Genomic DNA, 15,007 nt, shown 5'->3' on the forward strand with positions numbered 1-15,007 from the left:
GATGTCGACATATTCGACCTCTTCATCGGCAAGATATTTGATGACCTCGTCGGCTGTGCTGAACGCCACTGGAGAACTCCTCATTGATCTCGTCGAGATGTCTGGGGCTCTTGCCCTACCGGATCAGGGCATCGGGCAACGCGCCGGTGGTGGGAGCTACTGAGACACGGCCCCAGGCGGCGGTAGACCGGGCCCCGATTGCGCTGGATAAATTACGCTACCGCCAATCCTGATTGTTCCCAGTGGCGGCAATACTGTTGCGGTCCAACCGATTAGCTGCTTCGCGTAGTGAATGATCGACGCGCGTGTGTGTTGCTCGATCGTCTGATCTGGGCGAAAGCGTCGAATTATATTCGGGCACAATTGATTCGAGGTCGGCATCGGGGTGCGACAGCGGGGTCGAACGCTTGTCTCCGGTGGTGACCTACGTGGAGCTGCTGACCGAATCTGTGGCCGAGCACCACCAAAAGGCTTGCCTCGCAGTGCTTCACGTGCAACGCGCAACCGGCGCTACGAAGTGGTTTGTCGCGTCGGTGTTCTCGGACTATCGATGTTCGACGGTGAAGGTATTGATCAGGGCGCACAACGACAGGTTCCGGCTCTTGTGCTCCAATTATCGCGACGCGACATCAACGGGAAGGAAACCGACCGGACATGATCGAGCTGTGCACGGGCATCGCCGCTGCAGCCCGGCCGATCGCCCAACGGCGAGTTCGGTGACGGCGGTGCCGGGGGAGGGTTCGCCCAAGGCCGTCGGGCGTCTGCTTTCGGGCGAGGAATGCGCCCGGCTGTGGGCGCCATGGACTCCGGCCGAAGTCGCGGAACGAATGTCGAGTGTCCGGAGCCCGTGGTATGTCGCGGCCGGGTGGGCGCTGGACCTGTTCACCGGAGGCTCCGCGCGGGCGCACGACGATCTCGAAATCGCCGTTCCGCGAAACGGATTCGACGAGATCGTCGGCGTTTTCCCGGACTTCGAGTGGGACGTTGCCGGTGACGGCCGCGTCTGGTCGTTTCCGGCCGAGGCGGAGAATCATTTTCAGACGTGGCTACGGGAGCCCGCGACCGGGCGTTATCGGGTCGACGTTTTTCGCGAACCGCACGTCCGGAATCGTTGGGTGTGCCGTCGCGACTCGTCGATCACCCTGCCCTACGAAGAACTGATTCTGCATACCGCGGACGGCATACCCTACTCGATTCCGGAGGTTGCGCTGCTGTTCAAGGGCAAGGCGACGCGTGCGAAGGATGAAGCCGACTTCCAGCGGGTGCTACCCGTGCTGGACGGATCACAACGCGCTCGGCTCTTCGAATGGCTGTCGCGTGTGCATCCCGGCCACCCATGGCTCGAAAGACTCGCCGGCTAGATCCTTCCTGGTCATGGGAGGTCGGGACGGCGCGGCATATCTTGGGTTCGCGATGATCTTCGCGTTCCCGACTGGCGATGGAGGCTTTCGATGGAGGACAGTTCTCGGCGTGACGTGATGAAGCTGGGCGCCTTGGGCGTCGCCGGATTGCTGGTGGCCGCGGCGGCTGACCTGGGCGCGCCGGTCGCGCGTGCGGACGTGCTGCCGGTCGGTTCGGTCGGCTACCCGATGGCGAATGTGACGATCCCACCGCAGAAGGTGAACTGGACGCCGGATCGAAATCGTGCCGCACTGCTGGTCCACGACATGCAGCACTACTTCGTGAAGATATTCAACACCGATGAGCCGCGGACATCGCTCATCGGCAATACCTCGAGGCTGCTCGACTGCGCGCGTTCGGCGCGAATACCGGTGTTCTATTCGGCGCAACCCGGCGGTATGAGCCCGCAACAGCGCGGACTGGTGGCCGATTTCAGCGGCTCGGGTATGCCCGACGACGACAGCGAACGGGCGATCGTCCCGCCGCTCGAGCCGATCGCCGGAGACACCAGACTGCTCAAGCACAAATACAGCGAGTTCTTCGGCTCGGAACTGCTCCAACTCCTCCGTGATCAGGGCCGTGACCAGCTGATCCTGTGCGGTGTCTACGCGAACACCGGCGTCATGCTCACCGCCACCGACGCGTTTCAGAACGACATCCAGCCATTCCTGATCAGCGACGCGCTCGCCGATCAGACGGAGCAGGGACATCAGCGCGCCCTGGACTGGGTGTCGACCCGAGTAGCTCGCGTACTGAACACCGACTCAGTCATCGCCTCCCTGGCGCACTAGCCGCCCCGAGGGGTCGGAACAGGAGTTCGCGCATATTCGCGGCGTCCCAAACCGGCGGGAATTCTGGTTCGAGGTCAGCCGGGTCCCGGTCTGCATCGCATGCGGTGATCTGTGGCCGGCTCAATGGCATACCTGGCTGTCGCGCGCTCGCCCGGTCGACACGTGGCACAACGGCCAACAGATAGACGAATGGCTCGAACCCGCTTACCGGGACCGGCTGCCCGAGCTCTTTGCCCACCACACCCGCGCGGACCTGACCCGCGCTGTGCCTGCAGCGACCGAACTCTATGCGAACGTAGTCACGGAAATCGTTGCCACACAGATGCTTCCAGATCTCGGGCGGCTTCCTGCGGTAATCGAGCACATCGATCGAATCTTGAAGTTCTCCGGTTCGCAGTGAACGAACGCGGCGACGAGGGTTGACAATCTCTTCCGGTAAGCGTTGACTTACGGTTCGTAGATACTTACCGAGCAGGAGATGAATGGGGTGCGCTCGCCGATCGGATGCGGCGCACGATCTTGGAGCGCCTGGCGGAGAAACCGCAGGCGGTCGGTGAGCTCGCACGCGAGTTGCCGATCAGCCGACCCGCGGTTTCACAGCATCTGAAGGTGCTCAAGGACGCGGGGCTGGTTCTGGATCAGGCCGTCGGCACCCGTCGGATCTATCACTTGAATCCGGACGGGATGGGCGCGTTGCGCGCTCAGCTCGATCGATTCTGGGGACGCGCCCTAGCAACGTATCAACAAGTGGTCGAACAACATTCAGGAGAAGTCATGACACAGACTCAAGCCGAACCGGTGCAGCAGCAGGTCGTGGTCAACGCGCCGTTGGAGCGCGCGTTCGCGGTGTTCGTCGAACGGTTCGACGCGATCAAGCCGCGCGAGCACAACCTGCTCTCCTCCCCGATCGCCGAGACGGTGTTCGAGCCGCGCGTCGGCGGGCACATCTACGACCGCGGCGAGGACGGCAGCGAGTGTCGCTGGGCCCGGGTGCTCGCCTACGACCCGCCGAACCGTGTGGTGTTCAGCTGGGATATCACCGGCCGCTGGGAGGTCGAGACCGATCCGGACAAGACCAGCGAGGTGGAGGTCACGTTCACCGCCGAAGGCCCGGACCGCACCCGCGTCGACCTCGAACACCGCAACCTCGACCGCCACGGTGACGACATGGCGGCCGTGCGGTCCGGGGTCGAAAGCGGTTGGGCGACCTATTTGCAGCGTTATCTCGATGTTGTGGACAAGGAGGCCTGATGGCGCCGATCGAGGTCAGCGATGAGGTCGACCGGCCGGTCGAGCAGGTGTTCGCTTATGTCACCGATCCGTCCCGGTTCGGGGAATGGCAGCAGGGTGTGGTCTCCGGGCGGATGGACGGTGGCGGCGTACCGCGGGTCGGGCAGAAATGTTTGACCACCCGTCGCATCGGCTTCGCCGAACGCCCGGTGACCGCCGAGCTCGCCTACATCGACCCGCCTCGGACCTGGGGTGTCCGCGGTATCGACGGACCGATCCGCTCGATCGTCGACGTCACCGTCGACCCACTCGACGACGGCGCCCGATCGCGCGTCACGATCCGGCTCGACTTCGTCGGGCACGGTATCGGCAAACTGCTGGTCCCGTTGGTGGTACGTCCACAGTCCCGTAAGGAGATGCCCGCGAACCTCGCCGCCTTGCGGCGACAACTGGAAAACCAACCCGCGCAACGGAAATGAGGTCGAGCGCGGCACCGTCGGACGTGGCCGGCCGGCCCGTGGATCGGTCACCGCCGCCGTTCATTTTTCGGTAGCCAGATACTTCAGGTTGTCGAACATCGGTCTCAGTGCTTCCGGAAAGGCCGGGAGCACTCGATCGAAGCGAGTCGCGAGATCCTGCAGTGTGTTGCCGGTGGCCGTCCATCCGTGCGACGCGAACCAGGTCGCGGCAGTGCTTCGCCGGGTCAACCGATGGTCGGGGTAGTAGCTGGCGTCGGGACTGTCCGAGATGTCCGCCGCGAATCGGCTGCCTGCCGCCGACAGCATGTCCACCTGCTCGAACAGCGAACTCTGCAATGTCGTCGGCAGGTGCGTGAGCAGCCCCTCGGTCAACCAGGCCGTCGGTGCCGCCGGATCGAATGCCGCGGCCAGCAAAGGGCTCGTCCAGTCATCGAGCGGATCGGCCGTAACCTCCCACCGCAGTGCTCGCGGTATCGCGTTGTGCTCGGTGAGGACCTGTCGCTTGAATTGCTGGGTCGAGGCCACGTCGATCTCGTACACCACCGAGCCCGGCGCCCAATCCAGCCGATACGCGCGAGCGTCGAACCCTGCGGCCAGCAGAACGACCTGCTGTATTCCGTCGGCCGAGGCCGACAACGAAAAATCGTCCAAGAACTTGGTCCGGAATCCCGCGACAACGGAGGTCAGCATGCTCTCGGAGAGTAGTTCCGGGCATTCGGTGAGCCGGCTGATTTCTGGAGCGCCGGCCGCCGCCAGAAACCAGCCGGAATATTCATCGCAGGCGAGGGATTCGACCTGAGCTGCCGCCATCGCACGTTCCAGCGCGACCAGCAGCGCGGTTCTCCCGATATCCCATGGTCCGGATTCAGTGCGCACTATTTTCCTCGAATTCAGCGGTCACGATAACCGTTTTGTGGGCAAGACGATGCGCTTCGAAATGCGGCCGGTAGACGACGACGAAGTCCATTCGCCCCTCACCGACGACCTCGTGCGCGTCGCGGACGATGACCGACCAACTGCTGTATGTACCGCGGGCTGCTGTACAGCGGGCGCTGATCTCTATTTCGGCGCCTACCGCGATGGGGCCGATATGATTCAGGCGCTGGTGGATACCCAGTGCGCAATGACCCTCCGGAATCGCCTCGTGTAGCGCCGCCATGCATAGTTCTTCGCATCGCCGGATAACTGCGAACGACGCGACGACCGGCGGCTTGTCGGTCCATATCGGCCCTGGTCCCGCGCTGTGCACGGAGTCGTCGGGCACGGTGTGATATCGATAGACGCGCCAGGTGCCGCGGCGTGCGATCGTCGGCCGACGCCGGCGCACGCCGATCCGCCGGCTGCGCCGCAATGAACGGACGAAGAGAGTTGGGCTGAGCATCGATGGCCGCCTCGAACTCAATGGTGAATAGATTTGGATCGCGCCTCGGCGGCGACCGCCGCACGTAGCTCGTCCATGCTTTCGAAGTATTGATAGAACTGGGCTGTCCCGATTCCTGCTACTGCGGCAACTTCGTCGATGCCGGTATGTGGATCCTTGCCCAGGAGATAAACTGCCGTCTCTAAAATGTACTCACGCACGAGCATGCCTTTCCGAAATGCAGACAAGCTGCGGGTTTAGCATATTCACGGATGAACGAGTGCGCTAAATGGCTTTCCGCTGATATCGTGCGGCCGTTCTGGGAGGCGATATCAACGTCTTAGCGACCGGTCGGTCTGGGCAGCATCACACCGCGCGGTTGGGACCGGTCCCACGGCCGATAATCCGCCGGCTTTCCCCGCCGCTCGGCGGGGCTCCACGGGCTCGACCGGGCTGGAATGTCGAATGCGCAGCAGTGCCGCGATCACTATTACGACGATGAGGATCACCGCCACCGCTGTGGCGATAGCTGTCCTGGTATCGATGTCGGCGAGGTGCCCGAAGACGGCGGCGGCCGAGTATCCGATACCGGCCTCGGCGCCCGCCCAGGGAAGTGCGGCGGCAGCGCTGAACGGCGCGATGCGCCGGTAGGGCAGGCCGGTGGCTCCGGCGAGGTGCGGGGCGACAGTACGCAGCACAGGCAGGAAACGGCAGACGAATACCGCCTGGCCGCCTCTGCGATTCATCAGGTCCGTGGCACGTTGCCAAGCGGCGGCCGGGATACGGCGGCCGAGCCGGCCGATGCGCAGCCGGCTGCCGAGAAGCAGCCCGGTCCGGTGGCCGAGCGCGTCCCCGATCAGCACGGCGCCCACGGCGACCGAGATGACGATCGGGAGGTCGAGCTGGCCCGTGCGGGCCAGGGTGCCGGCGGTCAGCATTATCGTCAGGGTGGGCACGATCGGACCGAGCAGCAGGACGGATTCGGCCAAGATCGCCACGGCGACGAGCCCATAGGCGCCCGGTGCGGGCAGCTGGGTCAGATGATGCGCGAACGAACTCACCGGTGTGCTCCGGGCTCGATCCGGACGGAGTTCGGTACATCGGACGGCAGCGGCGCTTGCAACTGCCACACCCGCGCGGGCGGGACATTGCCCCATACCGTCGAGCTGCCGGTGGCATAGCGGCGTCGATAGTCGGCCAATACCGCTTCGACGGCTCGATGCCGGACCGCCTCGGCGCGGGAGGCCAGCAGCCGACGCGCGTGGCCGGTAGCGAGATAGCTGAAATAGGTCAGCGTCCCACCGGGATGCAGCAGCTCGAGGTAGCGGTCCATGATCTTTCGGACTTGGTCCGCGGTGAAGTTGGTGAAGGGCAGCCCGGAGACGATGCTGTCGTATCGATGCCCGGTCTCGAACTGCTCGACGAGCGTTTGATGGACACACACCCGGTTGGTGGCCGCCGCTGGATGCGGATGGGTGTGCACGAGGCGCCGCAGGTGCGCGGCGAAACGCGGGTTGACCTCCACGATGTCGAGGCGGCTGCCGGCGCAGAGCAACGGGATGAGCGCCCGGGTGACCGAGCCGGTGCCGGCGCCGACCTCCAGGACGGCGAGCGGCTGCCCGGCCTGATCGTGCAGCGGAGCGGCGAGACGTGCGGCCAGCCGGCGGCTACTGGGCGCGATGGCGCCGGTCGTCCGGAAATTGGTGAATGCCTCGATGAGGAATGTCCGGCCATCGGTATTGCGCCGCACGGGGATACGGTCGTCGGTGGAGATCGATTCGTTCATTCTTCGGACGCTATTGTCGGCGAGCGCGCTGGAAATCCGCCGTTGTGCGGCCCTGATCACCGACGAAAGTAGGGGGTGGACACGCCCGATCGTCGGCATGCGAGCTGCCGATCGGTGCCTACGATCGGAGCGTGCATTGGAGCGAAGTGCCACCGCGTGCCGTAGCCCTCGGCCGGATGGTGCTTGTCTTGTCGGCGAGTTTCGTGGCGGCGTTGAACGGCTCGATGTTGTCCGGTGGCGACTACATCAACGTCTACAGCGCGGCTGTCGTGTTGTGCGGCATCGCTTTGATCATGGAGCCTCGGTATCCCACCCCCGCGCCCATACTGTCGACTCTGGCTGCTGGTGTCTTGGGCTGGCCGATGCTCCCGCCGCTGCTGTTGGCCTTGTTCTTTCTCGCCGCTCGCGGTCGGCTTTGGGCGTCGGTCGGTTGTGTCACGCTCGCCTTGGCCGGCAACTCGCTGTCTCACCCCGAGATAAGCCTTCGGGATCCACAGCCCTATGGGCCGATAATCTTCTTGATGCTGGCGGTGGTTCTCGGCTTGTGGGTGGGCAGCCGGCGTCGCCTGGTAGACGCCCTCGCCGCGCGAGTGGAGTACCTGCACAGCGAGCGGGCGCTGCGCGAGCAGGCGGCCCGGCTGGCCGAGCGGGCGGCCATCGCCACCGAAATGCACGACGTACTCGCCCACCGGCTGAGCCTGATCGCGCTGCATACCGGCGTGCTGAGCAAGCACAGAGAGCCGGTGCCCGACGTAGTGTCCGAACGCATTTCCCTCCTGCGCACGGCTGCCACCGACGCCCTCGCCGATCTCCGTGATGTCCTCGGCGCCCTGCGCGATTCCGACGACTCCGTGCCGGGAGCGCCACCGGTTCCAGTTCTCCGGGAGGTCGACGAACTGATCGAGCAGGCGCGGGCCGCCGGCCAGCAGATCGAGCTGACCAGCGAGGGCCACCCTACGGACGCGCCGACCGCGCACCGGCTCGCGGTCGTCCGCGTCGTCCAGGAGGCGCTGACCAATACTCGAAAGCACGCCCCGGACGCGGCGGTGCGGGTTCTCGTCAGTTACGGCCCGCCGGCCACCCTGGTGGAAATCAGCAATACCGCCGCCGCGCAGGTCAGCAATTCAGTGACGTCCGGCTTCGGTCTCATCGGCCTCAGCGAACGGATCGAAGCCCTCGGCGGGCACTTGGACGCAGGGCCGTCCGGCGCCGGGGCCTGGGCCGTCGTCGCTCGGATCCCGCATCCCGGCACCGAAGATCGTCGCCGGACCGAACCGGAAGGCGCCACACCATGATTCGCGTGCTGATCGTCGACGACGACGCGCTGGTCCGGCTCGGGCTGGCCGACCTGCTCGACGGCGATGCCGGCATCGATGTCGTCGCGCAGGCCGCAGATGGGCTGCAGGCTATCGAGGTGGCGCAAGCGCACCGCATCGACGTCGCGCTGGTCGACGTGCGCATGCCCCGGATGGACGGCATCACGGCTACCGCGCGCCTCCGAGCCCTGCCGTATCCGCCGAAGGTGATCACCTTGACCACCTTCGACCTGGACGAATACGTCTACAACGCGCTCGCCGCCGGCGCCGACGGGTTCCTGCTCAAAGACACCGACCCCGCCGAGATCCTGCGCGCCGTCCATCTGGTCGCGGCGGGCTCGGCCATGCTCCATCCCGTCGCCGCGCGCAAGCTCATCGATCGGTACCACCACACGGCCCACCGCGAAACCACCACCGCGCGAGCACTTATCGATGGTCTTACGGCTCGCGAGCGGGACGTTCTGCGCCTGCTCGCCGAGGGCGCGACGAACGCCGACATCGCGGGCGCGCTCGGTATGCGCGAGAGCACGGTCAAAGCACACGTCAGCCGGATCCTCACCGCGCTCGACGTCACCAATCGGGTCCAAGCCGCACTGCTCGCCCGTGATGCGGGGAATCTGTAGACGACCGCAGGCCCGGCGCCGAAGCGCCGGGCCTGCGGTCAGAATGCGGTTATTCACACCCGATGACGACGCCTTCGACATCCAGATCGGCGATGCCGAGCGCATGTGCGACGACCGAAGTCGATGCGGGCAGCAGCGGGTCGACCACCGCGCAGGTCACCGTCGGCAGCAGTCCGAGGCCGGCCCCGACCGCCACCGACGTATCGGCGATCGCGTCGCCGTTGGTGTCGATCAGCAGATTCACTCCAGCGGCCGAGGCTGTTCCGCCGGCAACCGCCATCGCGACGCTGCCAATAATGATCAATCCGGCCAAACGTGCTACAAAACGCGCTTTACGTTCCACGTGAACTCCTTCAGATCAGATCAGATCAGAACCAATCAATGCGGCGACATGGTTCCAGGTGCCTTGTGGGACCGGTCCCACCTCGCGCTCACACCCGCTGCCGTCGATCGTGCGTGGCGATCGAACGAATTCCCGACACAGGAGAAGTGATGACCGCATTCGCGGGAATACCCGGCCGATACGCCGAAGGGGCGTTGGCACCGACGCGGGAAGGACGACTCGCGTGAACGACCATCGCACCGTATTGATCACCGGTGGCACGGGCAGCCTCGGCTACCGGACCGCCGAAGCTATCCTCGACGCCGGCCAAGGCTGGCATGTCGTCCTCACGGGCCGCAGTCCCAGCGCGGTCGAGGCCATTCGGCGGCGACTCGGTGACCGGGCCACCGGCAAACCGCTGAATCTGGGTTCCCTCGATGACGTCCGCCGATTCGCCGACGCGTTCACCACATTCGGGCTGCCGCCGCTGCACGCCATCATCTGCAATGCCGGCACCCAGATCGTCTCCGGAACCATGCTCACCGAGGACGGCATCGAGCAGACCTTCGGCGTCAACCACCTCGCCCATTTCCTGCTGGTCCAGCTACTCCTGCCCGATCTCGCCGTGCCAGGCCGAATCATCTTCGTCTCCAGCGATACTCACGACCCGGCCAAACCCACCGGCATGCCCGCGCCGGTCTACATCAACGCGCGCGCCCTCGCCTACCCCGACAGCTATGGTGCCGCCGGAACACTCGGCCCCGGCCCGATCGGGCGCCGACGTTACACCACCTCCAAGCTCTGCAACGTCCTGACAACATACGAGCTCGCCCGGCGACTCGACGACAAGACCTCACCTCCGGCGGTAACCGTCAACGCCTTCGATCCCGGCCTCATGCCGGGCACCGGACTCGGCCGGGACTATCCCGGAATCGCAAGCTTGGCCTGGCGATACCTACTGCCCGCGTTGACGATCGTTCCAGGACTCAACATCCACACCCCGCGCCGATCCGCGGCAGCACTGGCACGCCTCGCGCTCGACCCCGAGCTTGCCGCGACGACCGGGCGATACTTCTCCGGCAGACGCGAGATCCGGTCGTCGAAAGACTCCTACGATCCGGACATCGCCAAAGATCTGTGGAACACCAGCATCGAACTCCTCGATGAAAAACGGAAACCCACATGAGCGCGTTTGTGGTCGCGGTGATCAGTTCATGAGTATTGAGCACCGGGTAGGGCCGGATCGCGTCGTTGATGCCGACCCGGAAGTCGCTCATCGCGGGGGGGGTGATGTGCAGTGCGGTGTGGCGGTCGGCGAGCATTGCCGATGCGGTGCCGTTGACTGGCGATCAGCCACCGCCACACGTTCGTTGAAGAATCCGCCGGTGGGCCCCTTTTCGTCGAGCGTGGCGGGGTGCACGACGATGACGGCTTTCCTGCGCCATGCCCACGGTAGCGTAGCCGAAATTTCCATAGGCATATGAGCAGATTCGTTGTCTAGGCTGGTCGGCGACCCAATCGTTCGACCTGACAAGGCGGCTCCGCTCATGGCAATGCGCGCAATTCCAGTGATGTGGTCGGGAAATCTGCGGGAGACCCTCGATTTCTATATCGCCCTCGGCTATGTCGTGACCTATGAGATGCATAAGCCGTATACCTATGCTTCGGTGGAGCGGGACGGGTACGAACTGAATTTCGGGCCTACACCGAAGCTCGAGGATGGCAAGAACGCCGAGGACGCCTACGTGGGTTGTCTCGTGATGGTCGATGACGTTGCTGCGTTGCATGCCGAATTCAAAAAGGCAATCAAGGCTCACTGCGGGAGAGTGCCCGCGAACGGGTTTCCGCGTATCACCCGGTTCAAGCCCGGCCAGACACGGTTCACCGTCGTCGACCCGGTCGGAAACGGTGTGCTCTACATCCAGAACGAGGAGCCCGACCCTGAATACGGCGGTTCCAAGAAGCTCGGAGGCTTGTCGAAGGTGCTCGACAATGCCCGGATTTTCACAGACTTCAAGAACGACGACAGTGCGGCGAAGAAGATCATCGAGACCGGGCTCCGTCGCTTTCGGGCCACCGCGAGTCCCGACGAACTCACCCGCGCGGCAGACATGCTCGCCGTGATCGAACGGGCGGCCGGGAAACCGTAGACACCGCAGTGCGGCCGAAAGACCGATTCGTCGCTACCTGCGCAGCGGTACGGGTCAGTTCGGGGCGCCCAATAGTGTGCGGATCGCCGCGTGGTAGACGGCGTGCACGATCGGGATGGTGTCGATACGTATGCGTTCATCGATCGCGTGGAGACCGTGGTGGTCGACGCCGAATCCGGCGATGGTGGGGATGCCGCCGAGTCCGGCGAGGTAGTTGCCGATGTTGCTCGGACCTTTGACTTCGGGGGTGACGGTGTGGCCGAGGGATTTCGCGGCGTCGAACAGTGCGACGGCCAGTGGTGCGTCGTCGGGGAGCCGGAACGGCGGCCAGGCGGGCAGTTGGTCGATGACGGTGGGTTGGGTTGTGGGCCAAGCGTTGTCGATGTCGGTGACGACGCGGGTGAGTAGTTCGCCCGCGTCCTTGTCGGTGAATTCGGGGGTGGTTCGGATGTCGACGTTGATGGTGCAGAGCCCGGGTGTGAGGGAGAACGCCTCGCCGCCGTGGATGGCCGTGACGGTGATCTTGGGCGAGAGCGGGAAGGAGCGATCTACGGCGGCCGGCAGGGGAGCGCTGCGCAACGACGTGATCAGCTCGGTGGCTTTGTCGATGGCATTGGGTGTGCTGCGCCGGCTGCCTGCGTGCGAGGTGACGCCGTAGACGTGCAGGTGAACGCGATGCACACCGCGGCCGCCGACGACGATTTCGCTCAGCCCGGGATAACCGATCAGCACTCCGGCGACGTCTCCGGCAACCTCGGGCCGGGTGAAATATGCTCGTGCCCCGCCGAATCCACCGGTGTGCTCGTCGACATCGAACAGCAGGACCAACCGCCCGGCGAGTTGGTCACGCACTCGGTGCGCGCGAACGGCGAGATGGCAGAAGATCGCGGCGCCGGATTTGGAGTCCGCCGAACCTCGCCCGTAGAGCCACCCGTCCTCGACCACGGGATCGGTGGGCGGATGTGTCCAAGCCGTGGGGTCGGCGAATCCCGCGGTGTCCAGGCAGGCGTCGAGAACATAACGCGGGCCCGGGCGCGAGCCGCGGATTTCGCAGGCCAGCCCCACGGCCACACCGGTGTCGTCACGCACCGGCAGGACCGGAAGATCGCGCTCGCCCAGCCAATCGGAGACGGCATTCAGGATCGGTGCGTAGGCGTCGACGCCACCTCGGCTCGGGATGGCGATCAGCATGCGGGTCAAGGCGAGGACGGAATCGAAGTCCTCGGTGGCGGCGGCGAGCACGTCCTCGGTGATGATGTCTCCGTCCATGCGAGTTTCTGGCGTGTGCTGACCAGCAGCAGCACCTGCGGCTGGTCCACCTTACGACCGGCGGTGTAGCGCAGGTCGCCAGGCGTGGCCCGCGGATTTCTGGACTAGTCGGTCTCGAGGGCGCCGCCGTACCGGATGGTCGCGCCGGCGACCTCGATCGTCTGCGGTGCGGACTGTCCGGACGGCACGGTCAGCAGTCGCGCGGCCGCGTCGAGCGCGGCGTCCCCGCCCGGCTGTTGGCGGATCCAGTTTTCGGCAGCGTCGCGTAGTTGATTCAGTGGCGTGGTGTCGATCGTCAGGGTAGACATCCGCTCGGCGTCCGGTCCGCCGGTGTATCCGGTGATCCGTACCGCGCTGGGATCGGCGACCTCGACCGAGACGCCGGCCTCGCCGTCGCCCATCGGCGTGTGGTAGCCGATGGTGGCGACGTAGCCGGCCGCATTACCGAAATGATGGGTGTTGGCGGCGACGCCAGGCAGGAGTGTGCCGCCGTCGATATCGGCGCTGAATTCGCCATGCGGACCGGTCATTTCGACCGTGGGTGCGGGCGGCGCTGCCTCCACTCGCGGCGACTGCCAGCGCGGCCGGGCCTGCTGCTGCGGGACCGCGGGATCGGCATTCTGCTGCGCGGGTAGATTCTGCTCGCCCGGCCGATCCCGGTTCGGCGCGCCGGGCGGCCGGGGACTCGGTTGTGACTCGTTGGCTTGCGGCTGCGCGTACTCGGCCCGAGGCTGGCCCGGGACGGGCAGGGGAGCTACCCGCGGCGTCATGACTCCCGGCTGAAGTGCCTCGGGATGCTGCTGGTCGGCACCGGGACGGTTGGGATCCGGTGTCGTGACTCCCGGCTGACTCGGCGTCGGGGCGGTCGGCGGCGGCTTGACGGGTGCGTCGTCGGGCGCCGCATCCGCTGGTGTCGCGAGAAAGGTGGCCACGATCGCCGCCGCGGCCAATGGCAACGAGGTGCGCGAGAATTGTCGCCCCAGGCTCGGCTTGCGATGCTTCATTGCTGACCTCGTTTCGACCATCTGGGCGCATTGCGGGCATCGGCAAACTACGCGAATCGCCACACAACCGCAGAAATTCAAGTATCTCGAGAATTGCACGGGCGATCTAGCGCACTTCCCACTGCTGATAAGGATCAACCCGCGCGGCCTACACCGGCGGCCCTGGCACGACCCCGCACAGCGCCCGTAAGTATGGTGCGTGCCGCGCGGACCTCGCACGTTGCCGTTGAGTCAGGCGAAGTAGGCCGGCCCGGCATTCGCCGAACCGGCGGCCAGCGCACGAAGAAGCGTGTCAAGGCTCGCTCTTGCTGCCGTAGGCGGCGGATGGATTCGATCGATTCTGAATTCATCGCAAACTCTCAGCTGCGATGGCGGTGCGATCGTCTGGAAATATCCACACGTAGAGTTCTCGGCGAATCAATGTCGCAGCACGGTTACCTGTAGTGATCCCCAGCAGCTTCCGTTCGACGCTGTTCTTTGCGAATTCCGGTAATTCGTCCCAGTCGACTTCCAGCAGGAAGGTGAGGAGCTGTCTGCCTTCCTGATCGGGCTGGAATTTCTCGCCATCGAAGCAGGCAGACAGGTCTGTGTGTGCTTCCACAAGTTCGGTCCGGTACGGCAAACCGAGGAGGGCGCATTCTTCGGCCACGGCTTCGCCGGGCGGTTCAGGCACGGTCCGCAGGCCGATGGCTGCGAGGTGCGCGGCGAGCCGGTATCTGTCGCAACGCTTCGAGGCGAGGGTTATCAGCCCGGCGCCCCGGTCCCGAACCGAGTGTTGGAATTTTACGAGTGAGTTGAAAATATCGGGAATGTCTCGCCAGCGTTCGATGTGGTGCCAGACGTCGGCGGCTATCAGCAGGTCCGCGCGTTGAGGTCGATGCCCCGGGTCTTCGAACGAGACGATTTCGTACTGCTGCACGGCGGTACCGACGCCGGCCGTGCGTGCCCGGGCGAGGAATTCTGCTCTACCGGTCGGGGAGATATCCGAGCAGTACACCAGCAATCCGTCGACTGCTCCTCGTCGTGCCGCGAGCGATTGGATCAACGGTATCTCGAAGTCGCCGTTACCGGCGCCGATAAAGCTCGCGTAGAATTCACGTTCGCGATCCATCGACAGCTGCCAGGTCATCGGTGCGTGTCGTTGAATTCCGTCGACTGTCGCGTGCAGCTGCACTTGCATATGATCGGTATGTCGGAAAGACGCGGCCGGCGGTTCCTGGGCGGAATCGAATCCGGTAGCACGATCTGACCGATCGGTATTCACGGGCACAGACTA

17 protein-coding genes and 1 pseudogene are annotated in these 15,007 nt (G+C 65.0%); 9 read left to right on the forward strand and 9 right to left on the reverse strand.

All coding sequences use genetic code 11. The features are described from left to right. Positions 1-716 precede the first annotated feature (716 nt). The 5 genes and pseudogenes from F3087_RS39950 (at position 717) to F3087_RS39965 (ending at position 3,901) form a co-directional block, all read left to right on the forward strand. Positions 717-1,361, forward strand: coding sequence for a nucleotidyltransferase domain-containing protein (locus F3087_RS39950; RefSeq protein WP_223885706.1), 645 nt, complete (start codon positions 717-719; stop codon positions 1,359-1,361). A gap of 117 nt (positions 1,362-1,478) precedes the next feature. Next, positions 1,479-2,192 carry an isochorismatase family protein gene (locus F3087_RS39955; protein WP_150407450.1) on the forward strand — a complete coding sequence of 238 codons (714 nt, stop codon included), beginning with the start codon at positions 1,479-1,481 and terminating at the stop codon, positions 2,190-2,192. A 456-nt stretch (positions 2,193-2,648) separates the two neighbouring features. Beyond that, positions 2,649-2,963, forward strand: a pseudogene (locus F3087_RS46295) (ArsR/SmtB family transcription factor); the annotation flags it as partial. A 3-nt stretch (positions 2,964-2,966) separates the two neighbouring features. Continuing rightward, positions 2,967-3,443, forward strand: a complete 477-nt coding sequence (locus F3087_RS46300) for an SRPBCC family protein (RefSeq protein WP_191094385.1) — start codon at positions 2,967-2,969, stop codon at positions 3,441-3,443. Then, the gene (locus F3087_RS39965; RefSeq protein WP_150407377.1) at positions 3,443-3,901 is read left to right on the forward strand and encodes an SRPBCC family protein; all 459 of its coding nucleotides are present in this window, start codon (positions 3,443-3,445) and stop codon (positions 3,899-3,901) included. Before F3087_RS46300 ends, F3087_RS39965 begins: the two co-directional genes overlap by 1 nt. A 60-nt stretch (positions 3,902-3,961) precedes the next feature. On the opposite strand, the gene F3087_RS39970 is transcribed toward F3087_RS39965, so the two are convergent. The 5 genes from F3087_RS39970 to F3087_RS39990 all read right to left on the reverse strand — a co-directional run bounded on the left by F3087_RS39970 (position 3,962) and on the right by F3087_RS39990 (position 7,047). Next, positions 3,962-4,777, reverse strand: a complete 816-nt coding sequence (locus tag F3087_RS39970; RefSeq protein WP_150407378.1) for an SAM-dependent methyltransferase — start codon at positions 4,775-4,777, stop codon at positions 3,962-3,964. Then, a complete protein-coding gene (locus tag F3087_RS39975; protein WP_150407379.1) occupies positions 4,767-5,282 on the reverse strand; it encodes a thioesterase family protein in 516 nt (171 codons plus the stop codon). The genes F3087_RS39970 and F3087_RS39975 overlap by 11 nt, the downstream gene beginning before the upstream one ends. Positions 5,283-5,299: 17 nt before the next feature. Next, positions 5,300-5,482, reverse strand: a complete 183-nt coding sequence (locus F3087_RS39980) for a TetR family transcriptional regulator (RefSeq protein WP_191094373.1) — start codon at positions 5,480-5,482, stop codon at positions 5,300-5,302. A 111-nt stretch (positions 5,483-5,593) separates the two neighbouring features. Then, positions 5,594-6,322 carry a DedA family protein gene (locus F3087_RS39985; protein ID WP_223885708.1) on the reverse strand — a complete coding sequence of 243 codons (729 nt, stop codon included), beginning with the start codon at positions 6,320-6,322 and terminating at the stop codon, positions 5,594-5,596. Then, positions 6,319-7,047: a class I SAM-dependent methyltransferase gene (locus tag F3087_RS39990; RefSeq protein WP_150407382.1), complete on the reverse strand. Its 729-nt coding sequence runs from the start codon at positions 7,045-7,047 to the stop codon at positions 6,319-6,321. Before F3087_RS39990 ends, F3087_RS39985 begins: the two co-directional genes overlap by 4 nt. 131 nt (positions 7,048-7,178) lie before the next feature. Here F3087_RS39990 and F3087_RS39995 point away from each other — a divergent pair, with 131 nt between their 5' ends. Both F3087_RS39995 and F3087_RS40000 read left to right on the forward strand, forming a co-directional pair. Beyond that, entirely contained in the window at positions 7,179-8,342 is a 1,164-nt protein-coding gene (locus F3087_RS39995; RefSeq protein WP_223885709.1) for a sensor histidine kinase, read from the forward strand. Further along, positions 8,339-8,986 carry a response regulator gene (locus F3087_RS40000; protein ID WP_150407383.1) on the forward strand — a complete coding sequence of 216 codons (648 nt, stop codon included), beginning with the start codon at positions 8,339-8,341 and terminating at the stop codon, positions 8,984-8,986. Before F3087_RS39995 ends, F3087_RS40000 begins: the two co-directional genes overlap by 4 nt. A 49-nt stretch (positions 8,987-9,035) precedes the next feature. Here F3087_RS40000 and F3087_RS40005 read toward each other — a convergent pair whose 3' ends face one another. Next, the gene (locus F3087_RS40005) at positions 9,036-9,329 is read right to left on the reverse strand and encodes a hypothetical protein (RefSeq protein ID WP_150407384.1); all 294 of its coding nucleotides are present in this window, start codon (positions 9,327-9,329) and stop codon (positions 9,036-9,038) included. A 223-nt stretch (positions 9,330-9,552) separates the two neighbouring features. On the opposite strand from F3087_RS40005, the gene F3087_RS40010 reads away from it, so the two are divergent. After that, positions 9,553-10,494: an SDR family NAD(P)-dependent oxidoreductase gene (locus F3087_RS40010; RefSeq protein ID WP_150407385.1), complete on the forward strand. Its 942-nt coding sequence runs from the start codon at positions 9,553-9,555 to the stop codon at positions 10,492-10,494. 361 nt (positions 10,495-10,855) lie between these two features. Then, positions 10,856-11,458 carry a VOC family protein gene (locus tag F3087_RS40015; RefSeq protein WP_150407386.1) on the forward strand — a complete coding sequence of 201 codons (603 nt, stop codon included), beginning with the start codon at positions 10,856-10,858 and terminating at the stop codon, positions 11,456-11,458. A gap of 54 nt (positions 11,459-11,512) precedes the next feature. Here the strand turns inward: F3087_RS40015 and F3087_RS40020 are convergent, their stop codons facing one another. The 3 genes from F3087_RS40020 to F3087_RS40030 all read right to left on the reverse strand — a co-directional run bounded on the left by F3087_RS40020 (position 11,513) and on the right by F3087_RS40030 (position 14,995). Continuing rightward, on the reverse strand, positions 11,513-12,727 hold the full coding sequence (locus tag F3087_RS40020) for a M20 family metallopeptidase (RefSeq protein WP_150407387.1): 1,215 nt from the start codon (positions 12,725-12,727) through the stop codon (positions 11,513-11,515). A 104-nt stretch (positions 12,728-12,831) separates the two neighbouring features. Next, positions 12,832-13,731 carry a hypothetical protein gene (locus tag F3087_RS40025; RefSeq protein WP_223885710.1) on the reverse strand — a complete coding sequence of 300 codons (900 nt, stop codon included), beginning with the start codon at positions 13,729-13,731 and terminating at the stop codon, positions 12,832-12,834. 346 nt (positions 13,732-14,077) lie between these two features. After that, positions 14,078-14,995, reverse strand: a complete 918-nt coding sequence (locus F3087_RS40030; protein ID WP_150407388.1) for a class I SAM-dependent methyltransferase — start codon at positions 14,993-14,995, stop codon at positions 14,078-14,080. Positions 14,996-15,007 lie beyond the last annotated feature (12 nt).

Source organism: Nocardia colli, assembly GCF_008704205.1.
Taxonomy (GTDB): Bacteria; Actinomycetota; Actinomycetes; order Mycobacteriales; family Mycobacteriaceae; genus Nocardia; species Nocardia colli.